We start from the raw sequence: 21,340 nt of genomic DNA, 5'->3' as shown, positions 1-21,340 counted from the left end.
CGATTGGGTGACTGTTAGGAAGCGGTGTCGCCGGGTGCGACAGCAGCTTTCGCGGTTTTTGCAAGGATGGCGAGGTCGCCGAGCAGCGACCAGTTCTCGACGTACGACAGGTCCAGTCGGACGGTGTCTTCCCACGAGAGGCTTGATCGACCGCTGACCTGCCACAGGCCGGTGATACCGGGTTTCACGAGGAAGCGGCGGTGCACGTGGGTGGCGTACTGCTCGACCTCGCTGGGCAGCGGAGGGCGTGGGCCCACCAGCGACATTGAGCCGCCGATCACGTTGAACAGCTGAGGCAGCTCGTCGAGGCTGAACTTGCGCATGATGCGGCCGACCGGCGTTACGCGCGGGTCGTTCTTCATCTTGAAGAGAACCTCGTTGCCCGAGTCGATGCCCTGCTCGCGGCGCTCACGGTGAAGATTCTCGAGCAGCTCCTCGGCGTTGATTACCATCGAACGGAACTTGAGCATCGTGAACTCGCGCCCGCCCCGGCCTATGCGCGTCTGCCGGAAGAGAACCGGCCCTTCCGACGACAGGCGGATGGTCATTGCGAGGACGGCGAGTACCGGGCTCAGGATGAGGACCCCGATCGAACTCGCGCTTACGTCGACGAACCGCTTGAGGAACAGCTGGCCCTTGCTGAAGCGCGGCGTCTCGATGTGGATCAGGGGGAGACCGGCGACCGGGCGAGTGTGCAGGCGAGGCCCGGCGATGTCGACGATGCTCGGTGCGAGTACGAGGTGCTGCCGGCCCGCCTGCAGGTTCCAGGAGATCTGTTTCACCTTGTCGGGCGGAAGCTCGTCTGTGCTCGTCACCGCGACGGTGTCGGCGTTAGTCAGCTGCATCGCTCGCTCGACCGCGTTGACCGAACCCATCAACGGGATGTCGGTGCCAGGAACGGTGCCACCGACCGTGCCGCTCGGGGAGCACGCGCCGACCACGTGGTATCCGGCAGAGGGATTGCGCTGCAGTTCCCGGGCGATCTGCGCGACCGAATCCACGGAACCGACGAGCAGCACCCGCGCGGAGAACGTTCCGGTCGACCGCTTAGCGATGAGCCACTGACGCCACAGCCAGCGGGTGAACAGCAGAACGATGATGCCCATCGGAAGGCTGATGAGAAGGAAGCCCCGCGCGACGTCGATACGCGTGAGGAAGGCGAGGATCGCGATGGCTCCGAACAGGCGGAGGCTCGCATCCGTCACGCGCACGTACTCGCTTGAGCCGGTGCCGATCACTCGGTAGCTGCGCGAATCGCTCCACGACAGGGCGATGACCCAGACCAGCACGAGGCCGGCCGAGAAGGTCCAGTAGGAGACGTCGCTGAGGCGACTGTCTAGGAGAATCGACAGCTGGGCGTTGCCGAGGCCGAACCACGCGATCTGGGTGCCGAACACAACCCACACGAGCACCAGGAAATCGGTGACCCAGAGGCGTCGCTGGTAGCTGCGCCGCCAGTTCTTGGGAAGGCGAGCTTCGGGCTGCGCAGCGAGGTCTGTGCGGGGGAGCGAAGCGGGGTTCGCAGCATCCGGAGCATCAGGCCGAGTCGGGAGCGGAGTCGCCGCGGTCTTCGGGCGAGGAACCTCGCCGGTAAACGGTTCGTCGGAAAAGAGCTTTGTCGTGTGCGGCGCCATCGTCGCATCGACCTGAGATTCGGTCGACACAGTTTCCCCCTTATGCCCGTCGCGATGCTCGTTTTCGGGGACGCTACCAGTCGAATGTGACGACGGTGTGTCGGCTGAGAAATGTGAAGTCACGGTGCGTTGGCCCCCGTCGAAGCCTAGTGAAGGGGGCACGTTGACATAAGTCGGCCGTTTGGGTGACACGGGGTTAAGGGGAGTTGTTTCTCGGCGCTTCATGCGTCGTTGCCGGACGCGGTCGCTCGACGGGCATTGACGAGAGCCCGGGCAGATACGCGAGACATATAAGAGATGCACTCGCTGCTCACCCTCGCCACCCACTCGCCGGGGACGCCGGCGCGACGGGCGCTCTCTCGAAGGCTCGCCGTGCCCGACAAGTAGCGAGTCACGGCGTGCACGCAGGATGCGGACTGCGCGGGACCCGCCGCGCCGAGGCGATGACGCGTGGTGTGGGCTCGCGATGTGACGAGCTGCAAGAACGCGTCGGCGACGTCGAGGAACACCGCCGACGAGACTCCGGCGATGCGCGCGCCATCCGCGGCGGAACGGTCGCCGGCGAGGTATCCGAGCACTTCGCGCGTCAGGGTGTCCACCTTCGTTCGGGCATGCCGTGTCTCCTCGCCGTTCATCGCGATCCCCCTCGCTTCGACGACCGCGCTGCCAACGAGAAGACGGTCCTCGTCACGACATGCTTACCATGTTTGCGTGGTACTCGATGGGATGTTGCTGTTTCGGCCACCGGAACTGGTGGGCGACACGTATACATGCGTAGGCTGCATTTTGGTAGGCGGTTACGTTTTCGACCGAGATCCGTCACTCTGGAGACATGACCTTTTCGCGCACGGACGAGACCTGGGTGGAGTACTGTCGCGCGCTGGGCGACAACTTGAGTCGGGTTCGCGCCGCGGCAGGGCTGAGCCAGGAGCACGTGGCCCGCGAGGCCGGGCTCGCAACATTTACCTACCAGAAGCTCGAAAAAGGCGAATCGAACCCCGGCGATCCGGCGAACCCCCGGCTGCAGACACTGGTGTCGCTGGCGCTGGTGCTCGATCTGGACGTCGCGGAACTGCTGCCGCCCATCCCGCACGCTCTGGCACACGCGAACGCTGCGTAGTTCCCGAGCGTCTTTGCTCGGGCGCTGTTAGCTCTGCTGTGCCGACTCGAGCGTCTGGGCGAGCGCGCGACTGAGTCGCTGCGCGCTCTCGAAGCTGATCGCCATTCCCCGCGAGGCATCGTCTTCGGGTCCGAGCCACACCCACAGCTCTGAGTGCGACTGTTCGAGCCCGACGATCAGGTCGACCGTGACGGGGATCGAGGGTCCATCCTCGAGGCGCCCTCGGCGCTCTACGGCGGCGACCGCTGCGGGGTTGCTGCGGTGGGTCAGTCTTCGATTTTTTGAGGCATCATGATCGCCGGTGCACCAGACGGGGCAGGGGGCGTCAATTCGTCCGTTCGTGAGTGTCATCGATGGGAGCCTGGTTTCGTGTCGTTCGCTTCGCGGCTGCATCCGGAAGGCAGGCGCGAAGAGCGGGAGATCCTCGGTGCTGCGTATTACCCCTGACGACGGGCGCTGCCGTATCGATCGAGGTAGTACTGCAGCGACACTTCTCGCTCTTTGCCCCAGCCGACCTTCACCCGCACCATCGTGATGCCCGCCGCGCGAAGCTGCATGGCGGTCTCGGGGTCGAGCCGGACTCGTTTTTCGGGGCGCACCCAACGCAGGCCCTCGTAGACGCTGGTCACGGGGCGCCGCTCGGCGCCACTCATCCCTTGCGATGACATTGGTAGTACGCCTTCCGAATGCTGAATCACGCTCGACTTTCGTCGGAGATTACCATGTGTACATGGCGAGGACGTGACGATGACATGTCGGTGCACAGTCAAAGAACGCCCCGAGTCGCAACAGGGGCGACTCGGGGCGTTCTGAGGACCGGGGAGCCGGGGGCCCCCAGTGCGGGTGCGAGCGCTCGGGCCTTCGCGGGGAGCGAGCGCTCACCTCCATGGATATCACAAATCCCATGTATACATGGGATGCGCGAGGTGCTCCTCGGCTCTGGCTTGACCGATTAGTCGGTCAGCATCCGTGCGCCCTGCAGGCGTGGCTGCGGATGGCGGGGCGTCACTCGCAGCCGGTGCCGTCGCCGTCGCGGTCGAGGTGCCGGCCGTAGCCGGGGTCGCCGACGCGCACCGGAGCAGCACCTGCGGCGCGGGCGGCGTCGCAGTTCTGGAAGTACGTGTTCGACGGAGCCGCAGGCGCAGCGGGGGCGGCCGGCGCTGCCGGCGCGGCGGGCTGGACGACGGGCTTCGCGTTCTGCGCGGCCTCGAGTTCGGCGACCCGTGCTGCCTGCGCGTCGCGCTCGGTGGTGGCCGTGGCCAGCTGGGCCTCGAGATCGGTGGTGCCGGCTTTCAGCCCGGTGATCTGCGACTCGAGCGAGGCGCCCGCATCCTCCAGCTGCGCGTAATCTTTCGTGAGCTGCGCGTACTCCTCGGCGAGGCGATCGTTCTCGGCGCTGACGTTCTCGAGCTCGATGACCTGACCCTCGAGCGTCGAGACCTGCGAACCGTTCGCCGCACCGACGGAGCTGCCGGCGAGCAGGATGCCGAGCAGGAATGCGCCGCCCGCCACGAACGCGGCCGCCCGACGACTCATCGGGCGCTGGAAGAACGGCACGCCCGCGGCCGGCTGCGCGGGTGCCGCATCGGTCGTGATCGCCTCCGTCGGCGACTCCGGTTCGAGCCACTGGGTGCCGTCCCAGTACCTCGACTCGCCGTCGGCGTGCGGTGCGGGGTACCAGCCCGCGGCAGGGCTCGGTACAGCGCTCGATGATGGGCTCGTTGCAGCCATGAATATCCCCCAGGATAAGACGGCCCTTCGGTGGGCCGATCGCGCTGAGCGTAGCGCGGCCGGGGGTGCGACGACCACCGGGATCGCGGGCGGGTGCGGTCCGTGCGTCGTCTAGCGCGGGGCGTTCTCGCCGAACGCCACCTGCTGATCCAGTGTGCGGAGCTGGTGCGCGACCCACGCGGAATAGCGGTCGTCGCTCCATCCGCGATCCTGCGTGAAGTGCAGATACGTATCGGGGCCGGTGAGATGACTGAGCACATCGGCCCCCGCCGAAGCGTGCGCCGCGGCGATGCGCTCACGGCCGACGAACCACTGCGCCGCGAGCCCCATGTCGCGCTGCCGGCGCTGCTCGAGTTCGGCGTACGCCGCCCGCACGGCGGGATCGGCATCGGCGGCCGCCATCATCGCTCGCACAACAGTCGCAGACCGCGCATTCGCCCGGGTGAGGAAACCGACGTACTTCTGCAGCGCGACATCGAAGTTCGGCTCGCCCATGATCTCGGCCATGACCGGACGATCCGTGAGCGAATGCGACCCCTCATCGCCCGCGAACGCCGTCTCGAATGCGCCGATGAGCAGCGCGTGCTTCGGCCCGTGCAGCTGCACGGTCTGCGGCGACACCCCCGCCTCCGCCGCGATCGCCTTCATCGACGTCGCCGCGTACCCGTCACGGATGAAGAGCCGCGCCGCCGCCGCCACGATGCCGGCGCGGGTGGCCGCCGCATCCGCCTCCCGGCGAGGGGAGTGGTAAGCGCGGGGCATCCTCAGACCGTACCGCCGACCGTGCGCCCGCGCGCACCGAACAGCACCGCGCCCACGACGATCTGCGCCACGCACGACGACACGAGCGCGATCGTGACGACCGTCACCTCTCCGCTCGCGCCGGCCACCGCGCCCGCGATCGCCGCCACGATCGTCAGCGCGAGCAACGACCAGCGCGCCGCCCCCGTCGCCACCCCGGCGCGCACGACCGCGATCGACGCCGCCAGCAGGAACACCAGTTGCGCGCCCGCGAGCAGCGGCGGAAACCACGCGATCGTGGAGTAGCCCGCCCCATCCGGTGCGCCGTACGTCGTGACGTAGTACAGCGTCTGATTCAGCAGAAAGATGGCGCCGAAGCCCAGCAAAGCGACGGTCCCCACCATTCGCGTCACCCGATTCGGCGTGCCGACGACGCCATCCGCGCCGGTCGAACCGAGCGCCAGCGGCAGCATCGCGAGCGCGTGCACGACGGCGCTCGCGAGAAACAGCGCCGTGAACAGCGGCAGCATCGGGCCCGCCACGTCATCCCAGAGCGGCACCTCGACGACGGTCGCGGCCAGCAGCAGCGCACCGCCGACGGCGATCGCGCCGCCTCCGCCACGAGCCCACGCGGGGTGCGATGTCACCGGGACGGATGCGGTGCGCGCGGCGACCGGGGGTGCGAGAGTTCTGTCGGGGGTCGGCCCGGCGGGAGCGATGGGAGCAGTCATTGTGAGATTCCAATCTGTTGGTGCGTGCCAATATCCATTAGTGTGGCGAACATGTCAATTGGAGATCGCGCGATGACGACACCGACCCGGTCTGCGCTGCTGTGCGCCATGCCCGCCATCGGGCACGTCGACCCGATGCTCGTCGTCGCGCGCGAGCTGCGCGCGAGAGGGTGGCGAGTGCGGATGCTGACCGGCGCGCGGTACGCCGAACGCGTGCGCGCGGCCGACGTCGAGTTCGTCGCGCTGCCGCCCGAGGCCGACACTCTGGACACCGTCGGCTCCTCGGGGCGGAACCGCGGCATCGCGACCATCAACGCGGGAGTCGAGGAGGCGTTCGTGCGCCCCGCGCTGCCCGCCGCGCGTCGCCTCGACGAGCTGCTCGCGAGCGAACCGGCCGACGTCGTGTTCCACGACATGACCTTTCTCGGGGTGCAGACGCTCTTCGCCCGGCCGCGGAACGAGCGGCGGCTCACCGTCATGTGCGGCGTCGGCCCGGCGGGATTCTCCAGTCGCGACTGCCCGCCCTACGGGCTCGGCATCGTGCCTTCCCGCTCGCGGCAGTGGGGGCGCATCCGCGACGCCGTGCTCAACCGCTCGGCCCGGTGGGTGCTGTCGGGAGCGCACCGCGCGCTCGACGGCATGCTCGACGAGCTCGGCGCACCGGGGCTCGACGGTGCGTTCTTCATGGACGTGCTCGACCGCAGCGACCTGATCGCGCAATTCACCGTCGCCGAGTTCGAGTACCCGCGCAGCGACGCGCCGAGCGCGCTGCGCTTCTACGGTCCGATGAGTTCTCCGGCGGCGGGCTCGGGTGCGGCTGCGGCTGCGGGCACGGATGCGGGCTCGGCCTCGGCCGCTGTCGCGGGCTCGGATGCGGCCTCGGCCCGGACCGTGCCGGCCTGGCTACAGGCGCTCGACGAGCACGTGCCCGTCGTGCACGTGACGCAGGGCACGGTCGCCAACACCGACTTCTCCGAACTCATCGCGCCCACGCTCGAGGCGCTCGCTCACCATCCGGTGCAGGTCGTCGTCACCGCGGGCGGGCGCCCCGCCGCCGACCTGCCGCCCCTGCCGCACAACGCGGTCGCGGCGGACTACCTGCCGTACGACATGCTGCTGCCGCGCACCGACGTGTTCATCACGAACGGCGGGTACGGCGGACTGCACCACGCGATGCGCTACGGCGTGCCGATCGTCGTCGCCGGCGACAGCGAAGACAAGGTCGAAACCTCCGCGCGCGTGCAGTGGTCGGGCGCCGGCATCAGTCTCGGCACGGGGCGTCCGTCTGCCGCGCAGGTGGAGCGCGCGGTCACCCGCATCCTCGGTGACCCCGCGTACGCGGCCGCCGCGCGGCGCATCGGCGAGCGGATCACCGCCGCGGGAGGAGCGCCCGCGCTCGTCGACGATGTCGAGGCGATGCTCGGCGGATGATGCCGCTTCTAGACGCGAAGGTTCGCGATCGGGCTCACGTCGAGGTGGGCGAGCAGGTCGGCGACATCGTCGTAGACCGCGATGGCGCCCGCATCCCGAAGCTCCGCCGCGCTGTACCCGCCGCTGCGCACGCCGATCGTCTGCACGCCGGCGCGCAGGGCCGCCTTCACATCCCACACGGCGTCGCCGACCAGGATGGCGCGATCGGCGGGAACGCCGGCCTTCTCGAGCGCGACCTCGATGATGTCGGGATCGGGCTTCGCGGTGCCCACGTCTTCCGATGAGGTGACCGCATCCACATCCGGTCCGACATCGAGCACCTCGAGCAGCGTCTCGAGCTCGCTCTCGGGCGCCGACGTCGCCAGCACGACCCCGTGACCGCGATCGGCCAGCGCGCTCAGTAGTGCCCGGGCGCCCTCGATCGGGCGCAGGCGGTCGGCGAGGTTCTCGTAGAACTCCGCATGCTTCTGCTTCGCCGTATCGCCCACCGACTCCGCCGCGTCGCCGAGAAGCGCGTCGAGGAGCATGCCGGAATCCATGCCGATCGACCGGTGGATGCGCCACGCATCGACCGGATGCCCCACCGCGGCGAACGCGTGATGCCACGCCTCGATGTGCAGATAGTTCGAGTCGACGAGCGTGCCGTCGATGTCGAAGAGGACTGCGGTGCGGATGTCGGGGGAGTCGGTCATGAGACCAGCCAACCCGCTCGACGCGTGCCGTGCAGCGGGTGGCGTGCGCACGGCGGGTGTGCTGGGGCACATCTGGCGGCGGTGTCGCGAGGTGTGGCCGTCAGGGAAAACGACCTGCGGAGGCGTCCGCGGCGTGCCTTTCGATTCATCTCCGGACCGGGTCTTTCGGGCCGGGGCAATGTCGGTGGCCCTCGGCAGAATAGAGGTATGGAAAGCCCCGTCGACACCCTTCGCGACCTCGCCTCGCGGCTCGGCGCGGCGGTCGCGTCGGTGCTCGCGGGGGATGACGTGCGCGGGTTGTCGGATGCTGACCTGCGGGCATTGCTCGAGGTGGCGGGCGACATCGGTCGGCGCAGTGACGCGCTCGTGATCGAGGCCACCGCGCAGGTCGCGGTGCGCTCCGAGATCGGGGCGATCGCGGAACGCTTCACGACGCGCCACGGTGCCCGCACCGTCGCCGAACTCGTTCAGCGCACGACGCGGGTGTCGGGTCAGGCCGCGCGGTCGTTCGTGCGGGCGGCGAACGCGGTGGCGCAACCCGTGGCGATCACGACGGGCCAGGCGCTTCCCGCCGCGTTCCCGGCGATGCGCGCGGCGCTCGCCGACGGGGTGGTCGGCGTCGACGCTGTCGCCGCGGTGGCGTCGGCCATCGACGGTGCCACGCGCGACGCATCCCACCGGCACGCGGCCGATGAAGAGCTGGCCGCGTCGGCGCGCGGCATCGGAGCCGACCGCGGGGGAATGGCGACCGGGCCGCTGCCGTGCGCCGACGAACTGCGAGCGCAGGCGTCGGTGTGGGCGATGTACCTCGATCCGGATGGGGCGGCGCCCGCCGATGCCGCAGCGATGCGCCGCCGCGGCCTCACGTTCGGCCGTGCGCGCGACGGCGTCATCCCCCTGCGCGGCGAACTGCTGCCCGACGTCGCGGGCCAACTGCAGCGGCTCTGCGACAGCATCCTCAACCCCAAGAATCGCACCGCGGGCCCGTCGTTCCGGCCCGCCCCGGAACCCGGTGACGATGACGGCATGGGCGAGGCGCCCGCCGACTTCCGCACCCGCGCGCAGCGGCAGCACGACGCGCTGGCCACGATCCTGACGGTCGCCGCCCGGGCGGGCGAGCTGCCCACGATCGGCGGCGCCGCGCCGACGCTCATCGTGTCGGTCACGCGCGACGACCTCGCCTCGGGCCGCGGCATGGCCCACGTCGACGGCATCGACGCCCCGGTGCCGCTCTCGGTGGCGCGACAGGTGGCGTGCGCCGGCGGTGTGCAGCGCGTCATGTGCGACGACCGCGGGCGAGTGATGTCGATCTCGATCGCCGACCGGGTGTTCAGCGCCACGCAGCGCCGGGCGATCCTCCTCCGCGACGGCGCCTGCATCATTCCCGGATGCGAGGTGCCCGGAGCATGGTGCGAAATTCACCACGTGACCGAGCATGCGCGAGGCGGTGCCACGACGACCGACAACGGTGTGCTGCTCTGCTGGCACCATCACCGCACCCTCGAAGGGAGCGGATGGGCGATCCGCATGGCCCTCGGCATCCCCGAAGTCCGAGGGCCATCCTGGTGGGATGCCACCGGCACCTGGCGACGCGTCACCCGATCCCCGATCCGGCTGCGCCGACAACACCGGCTCGCGCGGCAGTAGGCCGGGCGGGGGCGAGTTGCGCGGGGGTTGCGGGGGCGCGGGCTTTGCGTGGGCGCGACCGCAGGCGCGGGTGAGCCCGACGGTGCGGGATCTGAAACTTCCGCTTGCTGCTTATACGTATTAGTGTCTAGGCTCGGCTCAACATCGTCGAAGGAGACGCTCGTGACCCGCCCCCGCATTCCCCGCCAAAGTGACATCGCCCGCCTCGCCGGTGTGTCGCAGGCAACGGTGTCGATGGTGCTGAACGACCGGGCGGCCGAAAACCGGATCCCCGAGTCGACGCAGCAGCGAATCCGCGAGGCCATGACGGAGCTCGGGTACGCGCCGAACATCGCCGCGCAATCGCTGCGCGGCGGACGCAGCGGCCTGATCGGGGTGCACACCTTCGAGCGGGTCTTCCCGACGGCGCCCGACGACTACTACCGCGAGTTTCTCAACGGCATCGAGGAGCAAGCGGTCGACAGTGGCCTCGACCTCGTGCTTTTCGCCTCCACGCAGAAGCCCGACGGCACTCGCAGCATCTACGGCTCCGGCAGCAATCGGATGCGGTTGGCCGATGGTGCGATCATCCTGGGGTTCGAGAAGAACGACGACGAGATCCACCGGCTCTCCGATGAGGGCTTCCCCTTCGTCTTCATCGGTCGCCGTGAAGTCGAGGGCCTCGACATCCCGTTCGTCACGGCCGACTACGCGGCCGCGATGGAGCCGGTCGTCCGCACCCTGGTCGACGCCGGCCACCGCACCGTCACCTACCTCGCCGCCCCGCTGCGCGCTCTCGCGCAACAGGAGCGACTCGAGGGGTTCGAAGCGGCCATCGCCGTCGCCGAACACGACGTCACGTACCGTGTCGAGGTGCGGCCTGAAGCCGATGTCACCGCTGATTGGGTGAGGGCCATGCGCCGGAGCGGCTCCACCGCGATCGTGGTGGAGACGTTCGATCTGGCACGCGCCCTGGCCTCCGCCCTCGCCGACGCCAATCTCGTCGCCCCGCGCGACCTGTCGGTAATCAGCCTCGACGACGATCCCCGCGGTGGTGGCGCCTTCAGTCACGTTCGCGTGCCGCGCCGGGCGATGGGGCGGCGGGCTGTTGAGCTGCTGCTCTCGGTCATCGAAGGCGTGGACGCGCCGACCTTCGCGGCACCCGTGCACTGCGAGCCGCCCACCGGTGAAACCGTCGGCGCCCCGGCGCCCGCCGCGCTGGCGCCCTCGGCCTGAGAGCTCACCGGATCTCTTCTGTACTGCGCATTGCTCATCTGAATTGCTAATACGAATAAGGAGACAACATGGATGTTCACTCTCTCGCTCGCCCCGGGCGCACCACACGCCGCCGTGGCTCGGCCCTGCTGCTGATCGGCGCCGCGACGGTCCTCGTCGTGAGCGGATGCGCGGGCAGCGGCGGCTCCGGCGGAGACGACGGAAGCGACACCCTCACCGTCTGGCTGCCCGGCACCAACCAGACCGAGATCGATCTGGTGACCAACACCATCGTTCCCGAGTTCGAAGAGCAGACCGGCGCCACCGTCGAGGTCACCTACGTCGACTGGGGCGATATCTCGACCAAGCTCAACTCCGCTTTCGCCGCCGGGACCGCGCCCGACATCTTCGGCCACGGCCCCGCCGCGACCGCCGACTTCGTGGTCAACGACCGCATCCTGGATCTCGACGACCGCGTCGCGGCGATGGGCGCCGACGACCAGGCGGACCTCGCCACCGCCCTCTCCGGCGGACAGGTCGACGGGGTGCAGTACCTCATGCCCCTGTCGCTTCAGGGCTACCTCGTGATGTACGACGCCGACGCCTTCACCGCGGCAGGCCTCGACCCCGATGCTCCGCCCACGACATGGGAGGAGCTCAAAAAGGACGCCGACGCTCTGACCGAGAAGGACGGGTCCGGCACCATCACGCGCTCAGGTTTTCTCGCCCCGAGTCAGGCGATCGCGCGCCAGCAATCATTCGCCACGTTCCTCTTCGGTGCGGGCGGAACCCTGGTCAACGACGCCGGCACGGAATCCACCTTCGCCTCCAGCGAAGGGCAAGAGGCCCTCGAGTTCTTCGCCAGCCTCTACGGCGACGACGCGGTCTCGGCCAACCTCGGCGAGGACTACCTCAACGCGCCGGCTGCGCAGCAGCCGCTCGTGCTCGGATCGGCGGCCATGACGATCCAGGCGCCCTCGATGATGCAGCAGATCATGGATGCGGCCCCCGATCGCGACCTGCGCGTCATGCCCGCGCTCTCGTTCAACGGCGGCGAGCCCGCGGCGTTCGGCGGTGCCGGCCCCGGTCTCATGATCAACGCCGACGCAGCGGACCCGGACCTGGCCTGGAGCTTCATCGAGTTCATGCTGACCCCCGACATCAGCACCGAGTACACCCAGGGCACCGGCACTATCCCCGTCCGTGCATCGGCGGCCGACAGCGACTACGCGAAGAACAGCCCGATCATCTCCGCGTTCCTCGCCGAGTCCGAGAACCTGCGTGCGAACCCGAACGTCGTCGGATGGGTGCAGGTGCGCGACGCGCTCGACAAGCAGCTCGAACGTGCACTCAACGGTGTCGCAGGCGTCGACGAAAGTCTCGACGAGGCCGCCACCGAAGCCGACAAGATCCTTTCGGCGAACGGCTGAGGCCCGCTCGATGTCTTCCGCCGCTCTCGTCCCGGCAGGCGCCTCCGCAGCGTCTGCCGGGGTGACCCCGCCACCGGGGTCACCCTCGGGCCCGCGTCGTCGCCGGCGCTGGAGTCGCTCCGCGATCGTCGGGCTGCTCTTCGTTCTGCCGGCGGCGCTGTACATCATCATCTTCCAGCTGATCCCTGTCTTCTACGGGCTCATCCTCTCGTTCACGACCTACAGCCCACTCAGCCGCTCGGGCCCGGAGTTCACCGGGGTCGACAACTACGCCGAGCTGCTCGGCGACGCGGAGTTCGGCAACGCGCTGCTGGTCACCGGGCGCTATGTGCTGCAGGTGCTCCCGATCACGGTGGTGATCGCGCTCCTGCTGGCCCTGCTCGTGAACCGGCCGTTCAAGGGCGTCGGTCTCTTCCGCTCGGCGCTCTACGTGCCGCACATCGTCTCGCTCACCGCGGTCAGCATGGTCTGGCTGTGGATGTACTCGCAGACCGGGCTCTTCAACGAGATCCTCGGGTTCTTCGGGATGCCGGCGCAGAGCTGGCTGCTCGATGCGGACTCGTCTCTCAACGCCGTGTCGGCGATGCGCATCTGGAAAGCGCTCGGCAGCAACATGGTGCTCCTGCTCGCCGGGCTCCAGTCGATCCCGCGGGAGCTGTACGAGGCGGCGCGGGTCGACGGGGCCGGACGCTGGGCGTCTTTCCGCTACGTGACGCTGCCGGGCCTTCGCCCGATGCTCGTCTACGTCGTCGCGATGGACATCATCTACCTCGCGCAGGGCTTCGCCGAGATCTACGTACTCACCCAGGGCGGACCTCTCGGCAGCACCACCACGGTCAACTACCTCATCTACACCGAGGCGTTCCAGTACAACCAGATGGGATCGGCATCGGCCATGGCCTTCGTCCTCTTCGCGCTCATCATCGGCTTCTCGGTGCTCGCGGTCCGCGGCGTGATGGGGAAGCAGCGATGACCGCCTCCGCTCCTACCCGTCGGGCCAGCGCGTTGCAGCGGATGCGGCGTGGAGAGGGCCCGCGCGAACGGCGCGCGGGATCGATCATCACGCTCGTGATCGTCACCATGCTTGTACTCGTGCCCTTCGCGTGGGTGATCTCGCTCTCGTTCACCCCGCCCTCCGAGGCATTCGGTTCGGTGTCGCTGATTCCGGCGAACCCGACGCTCGAGAACTACACGACGGCGTTCTTCGACGCCGACCTGGCGCGGGCACTGCTCAACTCGGGCATCGTGGGGCTCGTCACGGTCGCCACGAACTGCCTCTTCGCGGTGCTGGCCGGCTACGCATTCGCAATGCTCCCGTTCCCGGGCAATAAGGCGCTGTTCTACACGCTCGTATCGACCGCGGCCATCCCGATCTCGGTGACCCTCATCCCGTTGTTCCTGATGGCACGCGGCATCCCGCTCGTGGGCGGCAACGACATCCTGGGGCAGGGCGGCAGCGGCCTGCTCGACACGCTCGCCGGCGTCATCCTGCCCTACATCGTCATGCCGATGAACATCTTCCTCGCCCGTCAGTTCTTCACCTCGGCGCCGCTCGAGCTCGGTGAGGCGGCGCGAATGGACGGAGCCGGCGAGCTGCGGATCTTCTTCAGCGTCTACCTGCCGCTGGCCCGCCCGCTGATCGCGGTCGTCGCCATCTTCTCGTTCACCGGAGTCTGGGACGACTTCCTCTGGCCGCTCGTGGTCACGTCGTCGCAGGAGGTGCAGACCGTGCAACTGGCGCTCGCCCGCTTCCTCGGCAGCGGCAACGTGCAGTACGGCCCGCTCATGGCGGGCACGGTGATCGCCACCGTTCCCGTGCTCATCGTCTTTCTCTTCAACCAGCGCAGCTTCATCTCCGGACTCTCTGACGGCAGCGTCAAGGGCTGATCAGGACCCCAGGTTCCAGCCCGCTCCACCACTCTTCCTCGACCCGAAAGGCCGATCCGTCATGCCCACTCGCTCTATCCAGGTGCCCTTCGCTGTCATCGGCGGGGGACTCGGCGGCACCGCCGCCGCCGTGACCGCTGCCCGGCTCGGCCTCCGCGTCCTGCTGACCGAGCCCACCGACTGGCTCGGCGGACAGCTGACGAGCCAGGGCGTGCCGCCCGACGAGCACGAATGGATCGACCGGCAGACCATCTCGCCGAGCTACAGCGAACTGCGCGACCGCATCCGCGACCACTACCGCCGCGAATACCCGCTTACCGAGCGCGCCCGCACCACGGTCGCCCTCAACCCCGGCGCCGGCTTCGTGTCACGCCTGTGCGCCGAGCCACGCGTGGCGCATCTCGCGGTGCGAGAGATGACCTCGCCCCTCGAAGCCGCAGGCCTGCTGACCGTGCTCACCGAGCACGAACCCGTGGCGGTGGATCGTGACGGCGACCGGATCGTGGCGGTGCGGCTGCGCAGTTCGCGGACCGGCGACGAACTGATCGTCCACGCGGAATTCTTCGCCGACGCCACCGAGCTCGGCGACCTGCTCGATCTCGGCGGTGTTGCGCACGTCGTGGGTGCGGAGGGAGCGGACGAGACGGGCGAGCTGCACGCGCCTGCCGTCGCCGACCCGGGCGACCAGCAGGCGGTCACGTGGTGTGCCGCGCTCGAGCTGCGCACCGGCGAGTCGCACGTGATCGACCGGCCCGCGAGCTACGACCGGTGGCGCACGACGGTCCCCTCGTTCTGGCCCGGACCGCAGCTTTCGTGGACCGACGTGCACCCGATCACCCTCGAGCGTCGCGAGCGGCCGCTGTTCGAAGCGCGGCCGGAGGACGCGATCGGCAGTGACGATCTGGACCTGTGGCACTACCGCCGCATCCTCGCCCGCCGCATGATGACCGAAGGATGGGCGGGCCATGACGTGACCCTCATGAACTGGCCGCAGATCGACTACTGGGACACCCCGCTCGTCGGCGGGACGCCGGATCGGCAGGAGATCGCCCTCCGTGAATCGCGCGAGCTCACCCTCTCTTTCATCCACTGGATCCAGACCGAGGCGCCGCGCTCGGACGGGGGGACGGGCTACCCCGAGCTCGCCCCACGGGGCGACGTCATGGGGACGACCGACGGACTCGCGAAGGCTGTCTACGTGCGGGAATCGCGGCGCATCCGGGCGCTGTTCACCGTGACCGAGCAGCACATCGGGCGTGAGATGCGGGGGGAGGGAGCGGGATCCGCGGTGTTCGACGACAGCGTCGGCATCGGCTTCTATCGGATCGACCTGCATCCTTCGACGTCGGGACGCACCTACGTCGATATCGACTGCTTCCCTTTCCAGATCCCCTTGGGCGCCCTCATCCCGCAGGACACGACGAACCTGCTGGCGGCGAACAAAAACATCGGGAGCACCCACATCACCAACGGCGCCTACCGGCTGCATCCGGTGGAATGGTCGATCGGGGAAGCGGCGGGCGCGCTCGCCGCATTCTGCGCCACGACCTCACGCCGCCCCGCAGACGTGCACGGCGACCCCCTCGTCCGTGCCGACTACCAGCGGCTGCTGAGCGGGCGACTCGGAATCGCGCTCGCGTGGGACGAGGGCATCCGCACGGGCGGATCGCGCAGCGCGGCGGTCGTCACAGCCCGGTGACGGTGCGCCGGGTGGCCGCCGCCGGTGCGGGGGAAAGGATGCGTCAGGGGGTCGGAACGCTGACCCAGGTGTCGGCCGACCAGATCAGCGTGTCGCCGCCGGACTCCGCGATCGCGACCGGGCCGGTGGACGACGCGGCATCCGCGCACACGGGAACCGTGCCCGTGATGACCAGGCCCGGGCAACTCGCGTCTGCTGCGGCTGTCAGGAACGCCTGGCCCGCGGGCTCGACGGCCATGACGGTCGACGCTGCGGACTGCCAGCTCTGGCCGCTCAGCGTGTACGCCGTGCCGTCGCAGATGATCGACGTCGTGTCACCCTCGGTGCGCACACCCCACGCCGTCGCGCACGGGGCGGCGATCTCGGCATCCGGAGTCACCACCGCGGCGGGGTTCGTCGGATCGACGTACGTGGATGCGGCGAGCACCTCGTCGTACGGCGCCCAGAACTGGCCCTGCGTGAAGGTGCGGAGCGCCTGCAGCTCGCAATCATCGCCCATGCGCGCGACGATCTGCGCCTCAGAACCCGCGAACGCCTCGACCGACAACAGCTGGCCGATCCCGAGATAGCGCGGGGTCACGTCGTTCCAGGTCGTTCCACCATCCGTCGACCGCTCGAGCGACGGCGCGGCGCCGCCGCACGCGCCGGCCGTACCGCGCCAGATCGCCCCCGACCCGACGGCGAGAAAACGCTCGTTCGCGCCCGGAGCGACGAGGGTCGCCGTCGTCGGAGCCGCAATCGTCGGGGTGGGCGTGGCCGTCGGGGTGGCGGTCGACTTCGTCGTGAAGGTCGGCACCGGGCGCGGCGTGCCGTCGATCACCGTGCCCCGCGTCTGCGTGATCGCCACGTACGCCAAAGCGATCACCGCGATCGCCAAGACGGCGACGAGCGCGATCGACAACCATTTGTTGCGCGTGCCGTTCGGGTTGCGAGGTGCCTGGGCCATCGCGGGGTACTCCTGAGGTCAGGTGGAGCTCGGAGTGTCAGGCTCGCTGTTGCGGCCCTTCTTGCGGGTCGGGGTCTCGGCTGCCGTGATGGCGGTGTAGTCGCCGTAGCGGCCATAACCGCCGTAGCCGTACCCATAGCCGTAGCCGTACGCATCCGCGCCACGGGTCGGGACCATCGTGAGCACCACGCCGCCGACCTTCGCGTCGACCGTCTCCAGCGTCGTCAGCGCGCCCTGCAGCTGACCCGACGTCGTGCGGCCGGCCGCGACCACGACGATCGCGCTGGTCGTGTGACGGGAGAGGATCGCCGCATCCGTCACCGGAAGAAGCGGGGGAGCATCGAGCAGCACCACGTCGAAGTCGCGCGAGATCGCCTCGAGCAACTGCGCCATCTGCTTCGACCCGAGCAGCTCGCTCGGGTTCGGCGGCACCTTGCCCGCGGGCAGCACGAACAGCGGACGCTTGCCCCAGGGGAGCATCACGTCGCCGACCTTCGCGCGGCCGATCAGCACGTCGGTGAGACCCGCGCCGCCCTCGATGCCGAGGTACTCGGCGACCTTCGGCTTGCGCAGGTCGGTGTCGATCAGCGCGACGCGCTTGCCCGCATCCGCCAACGCGATCGCCAGGTTCACGGTCGTCGTGGTCTTGCCCTCGCTCGGGATACTGGACGTCACGACGAAGCTGTGACCCCCATCCATCTCGATGAACTGCAGGTTCGTGCGCAGCGACCGGAAGGCCTCGGACCGCGGGTTGTGCGGGTCGGCCTGCAGGATCAGCGGACGCTCCTGCGCCTTCGGGTCGAACGGGATCGCACCGATGATCGGGCGGTCGGTGATGTTCGCGATATCGCGGGCGTTCCGCACCTTCGTGTCGAGCACGGTGCGCAGCACCGCGACACCGATGCCGAGCGCGAGACCCACGAGCGCGCCGAGCGCGAGGTTCAGCGGCACGTTCGGGCTCACCGGCACGTTCGTCGGCAGCGCATCCTGCACGCGCGTGAGCTTCACCGGGCTCGTGTCGGAGTCGTTCGGCGTCTCGATCGTCTCGACGGCCTCGGTGAGGCTCGCGCCGAGCGCGTTCGCAAGATCAGCGGCCTGTACCGGGTCGGCATCCGTCACCGAGATCTGGATGACCGTCGTGTTCAGGGGGCTCGACGCCGTCACCTGGCTCGACAGCTGGTCGGCCGTCATGTCGAGGTTCAGCTCGGCGATCACCGGGTTCAACACGATCGGCGTCTTCACGAGCGTGACGTAGGTGGTGACGCGCTGCTGCGTGAAGATCGAGCCCTGCTGCAGTTCCTGCACCGAGCCCGTCGTCTGCGTCGACACGAACACGCGGCTCTCGGCCTCATAGAGAGGCGTGCGCGTGAGTGAGTATCCGGCCGCCGCACCGAGTCCGACGAGCGTGATCACGACGATCACGAGCCAGTTCTTGCGCAAGACCCGGATGTAGTCGCTGAGCTCCATGATGCCTCTCAGGTTGGGGGGTATCGGACTCATCCTGCCACAGCCCTTGTTTCGTTCCGGTTGCGTGCGAGTGCAGAGATTGCACGCGGGGCGCGGGCCGGTGCGTGGGGCGGGTCGAGGGTTACGCTCGATTGCACGGGGACTCGACCGAAGGCGACGCAGATCGGCCTGCGCTCGGCACCACGTCGGACTGCGCCCGGCACGACTTCGGAAGAGGATGCCCATGAACCGACCCGACTTCGACGCGATCACCGAAGCCGACCTGCGAGCGGGCGGAAGCCTCAAGTGGTCGATGTTTCCTGACGCGATCGGCGCGTTCGTGGCCGAGATGGACTTCGGTCTCGCACCGGCGATCAGCGACGCGATCAAGGCCTCCGTCGACCGCGGGGTCACGGGCTACCTGCCGACCCAACTCGCGACGGACCTCTCGCAGGCCGCCGCCGACTGGTACGCCGACTCGTACGGATGGCGGATTCCGGCCGAGCGCGTGCACCACGTGCCCGACGTCATCGCCGCCTTCGAGCTGACGATCGAGAACTTCACCGCGCCGGGCTCGGCGGTCATCGTGCCGACACCGGCGTACATGCCGTTCCTGCTCGTGCCGCAGATGCACGGACGCCGCGTCATCGAGGTGCCGAGCATCGAACGCGACGGCCGCTACGTCATGGACCTCGACGGCATCGCCGCCGCATTCGACGACGGCGGCGGACTGCTCGTGCTCTGCAACCCGCACAACCCGCTCGGCACGGTATTCACCCGATCCGAACTTCTCGCCGTGTCGGAGGTCGTCTCGTCACGGAACGGACGCGTGTTCTCCGACGAGATCCACGCCCCCATCGTCTACGGCTCGGCGCAGCACGTGCCGTACGCCTCGATATCGGATGCGGCCGCATCCCACACCATTACCGCCGCATCCGCCTCGAAAGCGTGGAACCTCGCTGGGCTGAAATGCGCGCAGGTCATCGTTTCGAACGACGCGGATGCAGCGACGTGGGACGAGCTCGGTTTCTGGGCCGGGCACGGCACCGCGACCCTCGGCGTCGTCGCGAACATCGCGGCCTACACCGCCGGCCGCGACTGGCTGACGGGCGTCGTCGACTACCTCGACGGCAACCGACGGCTGCTCGCCGAACTCGTCACCGAACGGCTGCCGTTGGCGCGCGTGACGATGCCCGAAGGGTCGTACATCGCGCTGATCGACCTGCGCCCGTACGGGATCGAGGGTGATCTGGGGGAGTGGTTCCGTTCTCACGCGAATGTCGCGATGACCGACGGCGCCGCCTGCGGTGCGGCGGGCGTCGGCCATGTGCGATTCGTCTTCGCACTGCCGCGACCGCTGCTGCGAGAAGCCGTGGAGCGCGTCGCCGCGGCGCTCGCCGCGCGGGAAGCGGTCGGCGCGGCCTGACCCCGCGCGTCGGTGTGGCGCTGCGGGCCCGGGTGGCGCTCCAGCCCGGGTGGCGCTCCGGGTCGCGTTCACGTGGCGCAATCGGCCGCTCGCGTGCGCGAATTGCGACACGTGAGCGGGTCTTCGGGTGCTCACGTGGCGCGATCGGTCGCCCGGGTCAGCGGATCGCGACACGTGAGCCGGTCTTCGGGGTGGGCCGGGCTTTGGAGGTGGGGCGAGCTGTGAGTTGCTCACATGGCGCAATCCGTCGCCGGCACCCGCAGTTTGCGACACGTGAGCCGGGGCTTGGGGTGCTCACGTGGCGCGATTGGTCGTCGGCGTCAGCGGATTGCGACACGTGAGCCGGTCTTCGGCGTGAGCCGGGGTTTGGGAGGTGGGGCGAGCTGTGAGTTGCTCACATGGCGCAATCCGTCGCCCGCATCCGCAGATCGCGACACGTGAGCTGGGGTTTCGGGTGCTCACGTGGCGGAATCGGTCGCTGGGGGGCGCGGATTGCGACACGTGAGCGGAGGAGCGGAGGAGGAGCGGAGGAGGCGTGGAGGAGGAGTGGAGGAGGAGCGAAGGAGGAGCGGAGGAGGAGCGGAGGAGCGGAGGAGGAGTAGAGGAGGAGCGAGGGAGAGGAACGGAGGAGGGGCGGGGGACGAGGGGCCCGGGTTAGAGGCCGTCGCGCCAGGAGTGCTGCGGGTCGAAGCCGAGGAGGCGCCGGGCCTTGTCGATCGACAGCAGCGTGGTGTGCTCGCCGAGCGCGCCGCGCACCTCCACATCCGGGAACACCTCCGCGACCAGCTCGTCGTTCGGGCGCGACATCACCGTGTCGGCCGCCGCGATGATGAACCGGTCGAAGCCGGCCGGAGCCGCATCGAGCGCCCGCGCGATCGCCTGCGCCCCGTCGCGGGCATCGATGTACCCCCACAGGTTCCACTTGCGCGCCCGCGCGTCGGCATCGAACGACGGGAACTCCGCATAATCCGCGGGCACCATCACGTTCGAAAAACGCAGCGCCGTGATGGAGACCTCCGGATGCCACCGCACCAGCTCGATCGCCATCGTCTCCTCGAGGTGCTTGACGAGCGAATAGACCGACTCCGGACGCGCCGGATACTCCTCATCCACCGGGATGTACGGCGGCGGCACATCGAACGGCAGCCCCAGCACCGTCTCGCTCGACGCGTACACGATGCGCGTCACCCCGAGCCGGATCGCCGCCCAGAACACGTTGAACGTCGACGCGATGTTGTTGTGGAACGTCGCGATGTCCGGACGGATGCCGGGCGCCGGAACCGCCGCGAGGTGCACGAGCGCGTCGACGCCGTCGTGCTGATCGCCGACCGCCTGCAGCGCATCGACGACCTGGCCGTAGTCCGCCAGATCGACCTGCACGAAACCCGGGCCCCGCGTGCCGTGCTGATCGAACCCGATCACCTCGTGCCCGCCCGCCCGCAACTCCCGCACGACGACAGCGCCGAGCTTTCCCGACGATCCGGTGACAGCGATGCGCATGATGTTCTCCTCGATGAGCGACAGAAGGGATGCGCAGACCAACGCGCATCCGGAGTCTATGGCCCGCGAGAGACCTCTCGGTCGG

At 69.0% G+C, this 21,340-nt stretch carries 20 protein-coding genes; 9 read left to right on the top strand and 11 right to left on the bottom strand.

Annotated features, from left to right (window positions below; translation table 11 throughout):
* Positions 1-14 precede the first annotated feature (14 nt).
* Both LMI96_RS07200 and LMI96_RS07195 read right to left on the bottom strand, forming a co-directional pair.
* The gene (locus tag LMI96_RS07200; RefSeq protein WP_228360994.1) at positions 15-1,664 is read right to left on the bottom strand and encodes a sugar transferase; all 1,650 of its coding nucleotides are present in this window, start codon (positions 1,662-1,664) and stop codon (positions 15-17) included.
* Between the two features lie 191 nt (positions 1,665-1,855).
* A complete protein-coding gene (locus LMI96_RS07195; RefSeq protein ID WP_228360993.1) occupies positions 1,856-2,269 on the bottom strand; it encodes a hypothetical protein in 414 nt (137 codons plus the stop codon).
* A gap of 197 nt (positions 2,270-2,466) precedes the next feature.
* Between LMI96_RS07195 and LMI96_RS07190 the strand changes: the two genes are divergently transcribed.
* Positions 2,467-2,754: a helix-turn-helix domain-containing protein gene (locus tag LMI96_RS07190; RefSeq protein ID WP_228360992.1), complete on the top strand. Its 288-nt coding sequence runs from the start codon at positions 2,467-2,469 to the stop codon at positions 2,752-2,754.
* Between the two features lie 27 nt (positions 2,755-2,781).
* Here LMI96_RS07190 and LMI96_RS07185 read toward each other — a convergent pair whose 3' ends face one another.
* From LMI96_RS07185 to LMI96_RS07160, 5 genes are all read right to left on the bottom strand, one after another.
* Positions 2,782-3,105: a hypothetical protein gene (locus tag LMI96_RS07185; protein ID WP_228360991.1), complete on the bottom strand. Its 324-nt coding sequence runs from the start codon at positions 3,103-3,105 to the stop codon at positions 2,782-2,784.
* An 86-nt stretch (positions 3,106-3,191) separates the two neighbouring features.
* Entirely contained in the window at positions 3,192-3,383 is a 192-nt protein-coding gene (locus tag LMI96_RS07180) for a hypothetical protein (protein WP_223721688.1), read from the bottom strand.
* A gap of 376 nt (positions 3,384-3,759) precedes the next feature.
* Positions 3,760-4,485 carry an excalibur calcium-binding domain-containing protein gene (locus tag LMI96_RS16100; RefSeq protein WP_267059308.1) on the bottom strand — a complete coding sequence of 242 codons (726 nt, stop codon included), beginning with the start codon at positions 4,483-4,485 and terminating at the stop codon, positions 3,760-3,762.
* A 111-nt stretch (positions 4,486-4,596) separates the two neighbouring features.
* Entirely contained in the window at positions 4,597-5,247 is a 651-nt protein-coding gene (locus LMI96_RS16320) for a helix-turn-helix domain-containing protein (RefSeq protein WP_308015752.1), read from the bottom strand.
* Positions 5,248-5,249: 2 nt separating this feature from the next.
* Positions 5,250-5,957, bottom strand: a complete 708-nt coding sequence (locus tag LMI96_RS07160) for a hypothetical protein (RefSeq protein ID WP_228360990.1) — start codon at positions 5,955-5,957, stop codon at positions 5,250-5,252.
* A gap of 51 nt (positions 5,958-6,008) precedes the next feature.
* Between LMI96_RS07160 and LMI96_RS07155 the strand changes: the two genes are divergently transcribed.
* A complete protein-coding gene (locus tag LMI96_RS07155) occupies positions 6,009-7,388 on the top strand; it encodes a glycosyltransferase (protein WP_228360989.1) in 1,380 nt (459 codons plus the stop codon).
* A gap of 8 nt (positions 7,389-7,396) precedes the next feature.
* On the opposite strand, the gene LMI96_RS07150 is transcribed toward LMI96_RS07155, so the two are convergent.
* Positions 7,397-8,080, bottom strand: a complete 684-nt coding sequence (locus tag LMI96_RS07150; protein WP_228360988.1) for an HAD family hydrolase — start codon at positions 8,078-8,080, stop codon at positions 7,397-7,399.
* A gap of 207 nt (positions 8,081-8,287) precedes the next feature.
* On the opposite strand from LMI96_RS07150, the gene LMI96_RS07145 reads away from it, so the two are divergent.
* The 6 genes from LMI96_RS07145 to LMI96_RS07120 all read left to right on the top strand — a co-directional run bounded on the left by LMI96_RS07145 (position 8,288) and on the right by LMI96_RS07120 (position 15,937).
* A complete protein-coding gene (locus tag LMI96_RS07145; protein ID WP_228360987.1) occupies positions 8,288-9,727 on the top strand; it encodes an HNH endonuclease signature motif containing protein in 1,440 nt (479 codons plus the stop codon).
* Positions 9,728-9,889: 162 nt separating this feature from the next.
* A complete protein-coding gene (locus tag LMI96_RS07140; protein WP_228360986.1) occupies positions 9,890-10,942 on the top strand; it encodes a LacI family DNA-binding transcriptional regulator in 1,053 nt (350 codons plus the stop codon).
* Between the two features lie 68 nt (positions 10,943-11,010).
* Positions 11,011-12,351, top strand: coding sequence for an ABC transporter substrate-binding protein (locus tag LMI96_RS07135; RefSeq protein ID WP_228360985.1), 1,341 nt, complete (start codon positions 11,011-11,013; stop codon positions 12,349-12,351).
* Positions 12,352-12,412: 61 nt separating this feature from the next.
* Positions 12,413-13,324, top strand: a complete 912-nt coding sequence (locus LMI96_RS07130; RefSeq protein ID WP_228360984.1) for a carbohydrate ABC transporter permease — start codon at positions 12,413-12,415, stop codon at positions 13,322-13,324.
* Positions 13,321-14,238 carry a carbohydrate ABC transporter permease gene (locus tag LMI96_RS07125; RefSeq protein WP_228360983.1) on the top strand — a complete coding sequence of 306 codons (918 nt, stop codon included), beginning with the start codon at positions 13,321-13,323 and terminating at the stop codon, positions 14,236-14,238. The genes LMI96_RS07130 and LMI96_RS07125 overlap by 4 nt, the downstream gene beginning before the upstream one ends.
* Positions 14,239-14,299: 61 nt before the next feature.
* On the top strand, positions 14,300-15,937 hold the full coding sequence (locus LMI96_RS07120) for an FAD-dependent oxidoreductase (RefSeq protein WP_228360982.1): 1,638 nt from the start codon (positions 14,300-14,302) through the stop codon (positions 15,935-15,937).
* Between the two features lie 43 nt (positions 15,938-15,980).
* On the opposite strand, the gene LMI96_RS07115 is transcribed toward LMI96_RS07120, so the two are convergent.
* Together LMI96_RS07115 and LMI96_RS07110 are read right to left on the bottom strand one after the other, a co-directional pair.
* On the bottom strand, positions 15,981-16,883 hold the full coding sequence (locus LMI96_RS07115; RefSeq protein WP_228360981.1) for a hypothetical protein: 903 nt from the start codon (positions 16,881-16,883) through the stop codon (positions 15,981-15,983).
* An 18-nt stretch (positions 16,884-16,901) separates the two neighbouring features.
* Positions 16,902-18,350, bottom strand: a complete 1,449-nt coding sequence (locus LMI96_RS07110; RefSeq protein WP_223721693.1) for a polysaccharide biosynthesis tyrosine autokinase — start codon at positions 18,348-18,350, stop codon at positions 16,902-16,904.
* A 223-nt stretch (positions 18,351-18,573) separates the two neighbouring features.
* Here LMI96_RS07110 and LMI96_RS07105 point away from each other — a divergent pair, with 223 nt between their 5' ends.
* Positions 18,574-19,755: an aminotransferase class I/II-fold pyridoxal phosphate-dependent enzyme gene (locus tag LMI96_RS07105; protein ID WP_308015751.1), complete on the top strand. Its 1,182-nt coding sequence runs from the start codon at positions 18,574-18,576 to the stop codon at positions 19,753-19,755.
* A 654-nt stretch (positions 19,756-20,409) separates the two neighbouring features.
* On the opposite strand, the gene LMI96_RS07100 is transcribed toward LMI96_RS07105, so the two are convergent.
* Positions 20,410-21,255 (bottom strand): NAD(P)-dependent oxidoreductase, encoded by an 846-nt coding sequence (locus LMI96_RS07100; RefSeq protein WP_228360979.1) that lies wholly within the window; start codon positions 21,253-21,255, stop codon positions 20,410-20,412.
* Positions 21,256-21,340: the final 85 nt, after the last annotated feature.

Origin of the sequence: Microbacterium sp. cx-59 (genome assembly GCF_020805625.1) — a bacterium.
Lineage (GTDB): Bacteria > Actinomycetota > Actinomycetes > Actinomycetales > Microbacteriaceae > Microbacterium.
The sequence above is the reverse complement of the archived record's forward strand: the minus strand, read 5'-3'. Positions and strand labels throughout refer to the sequence as shown.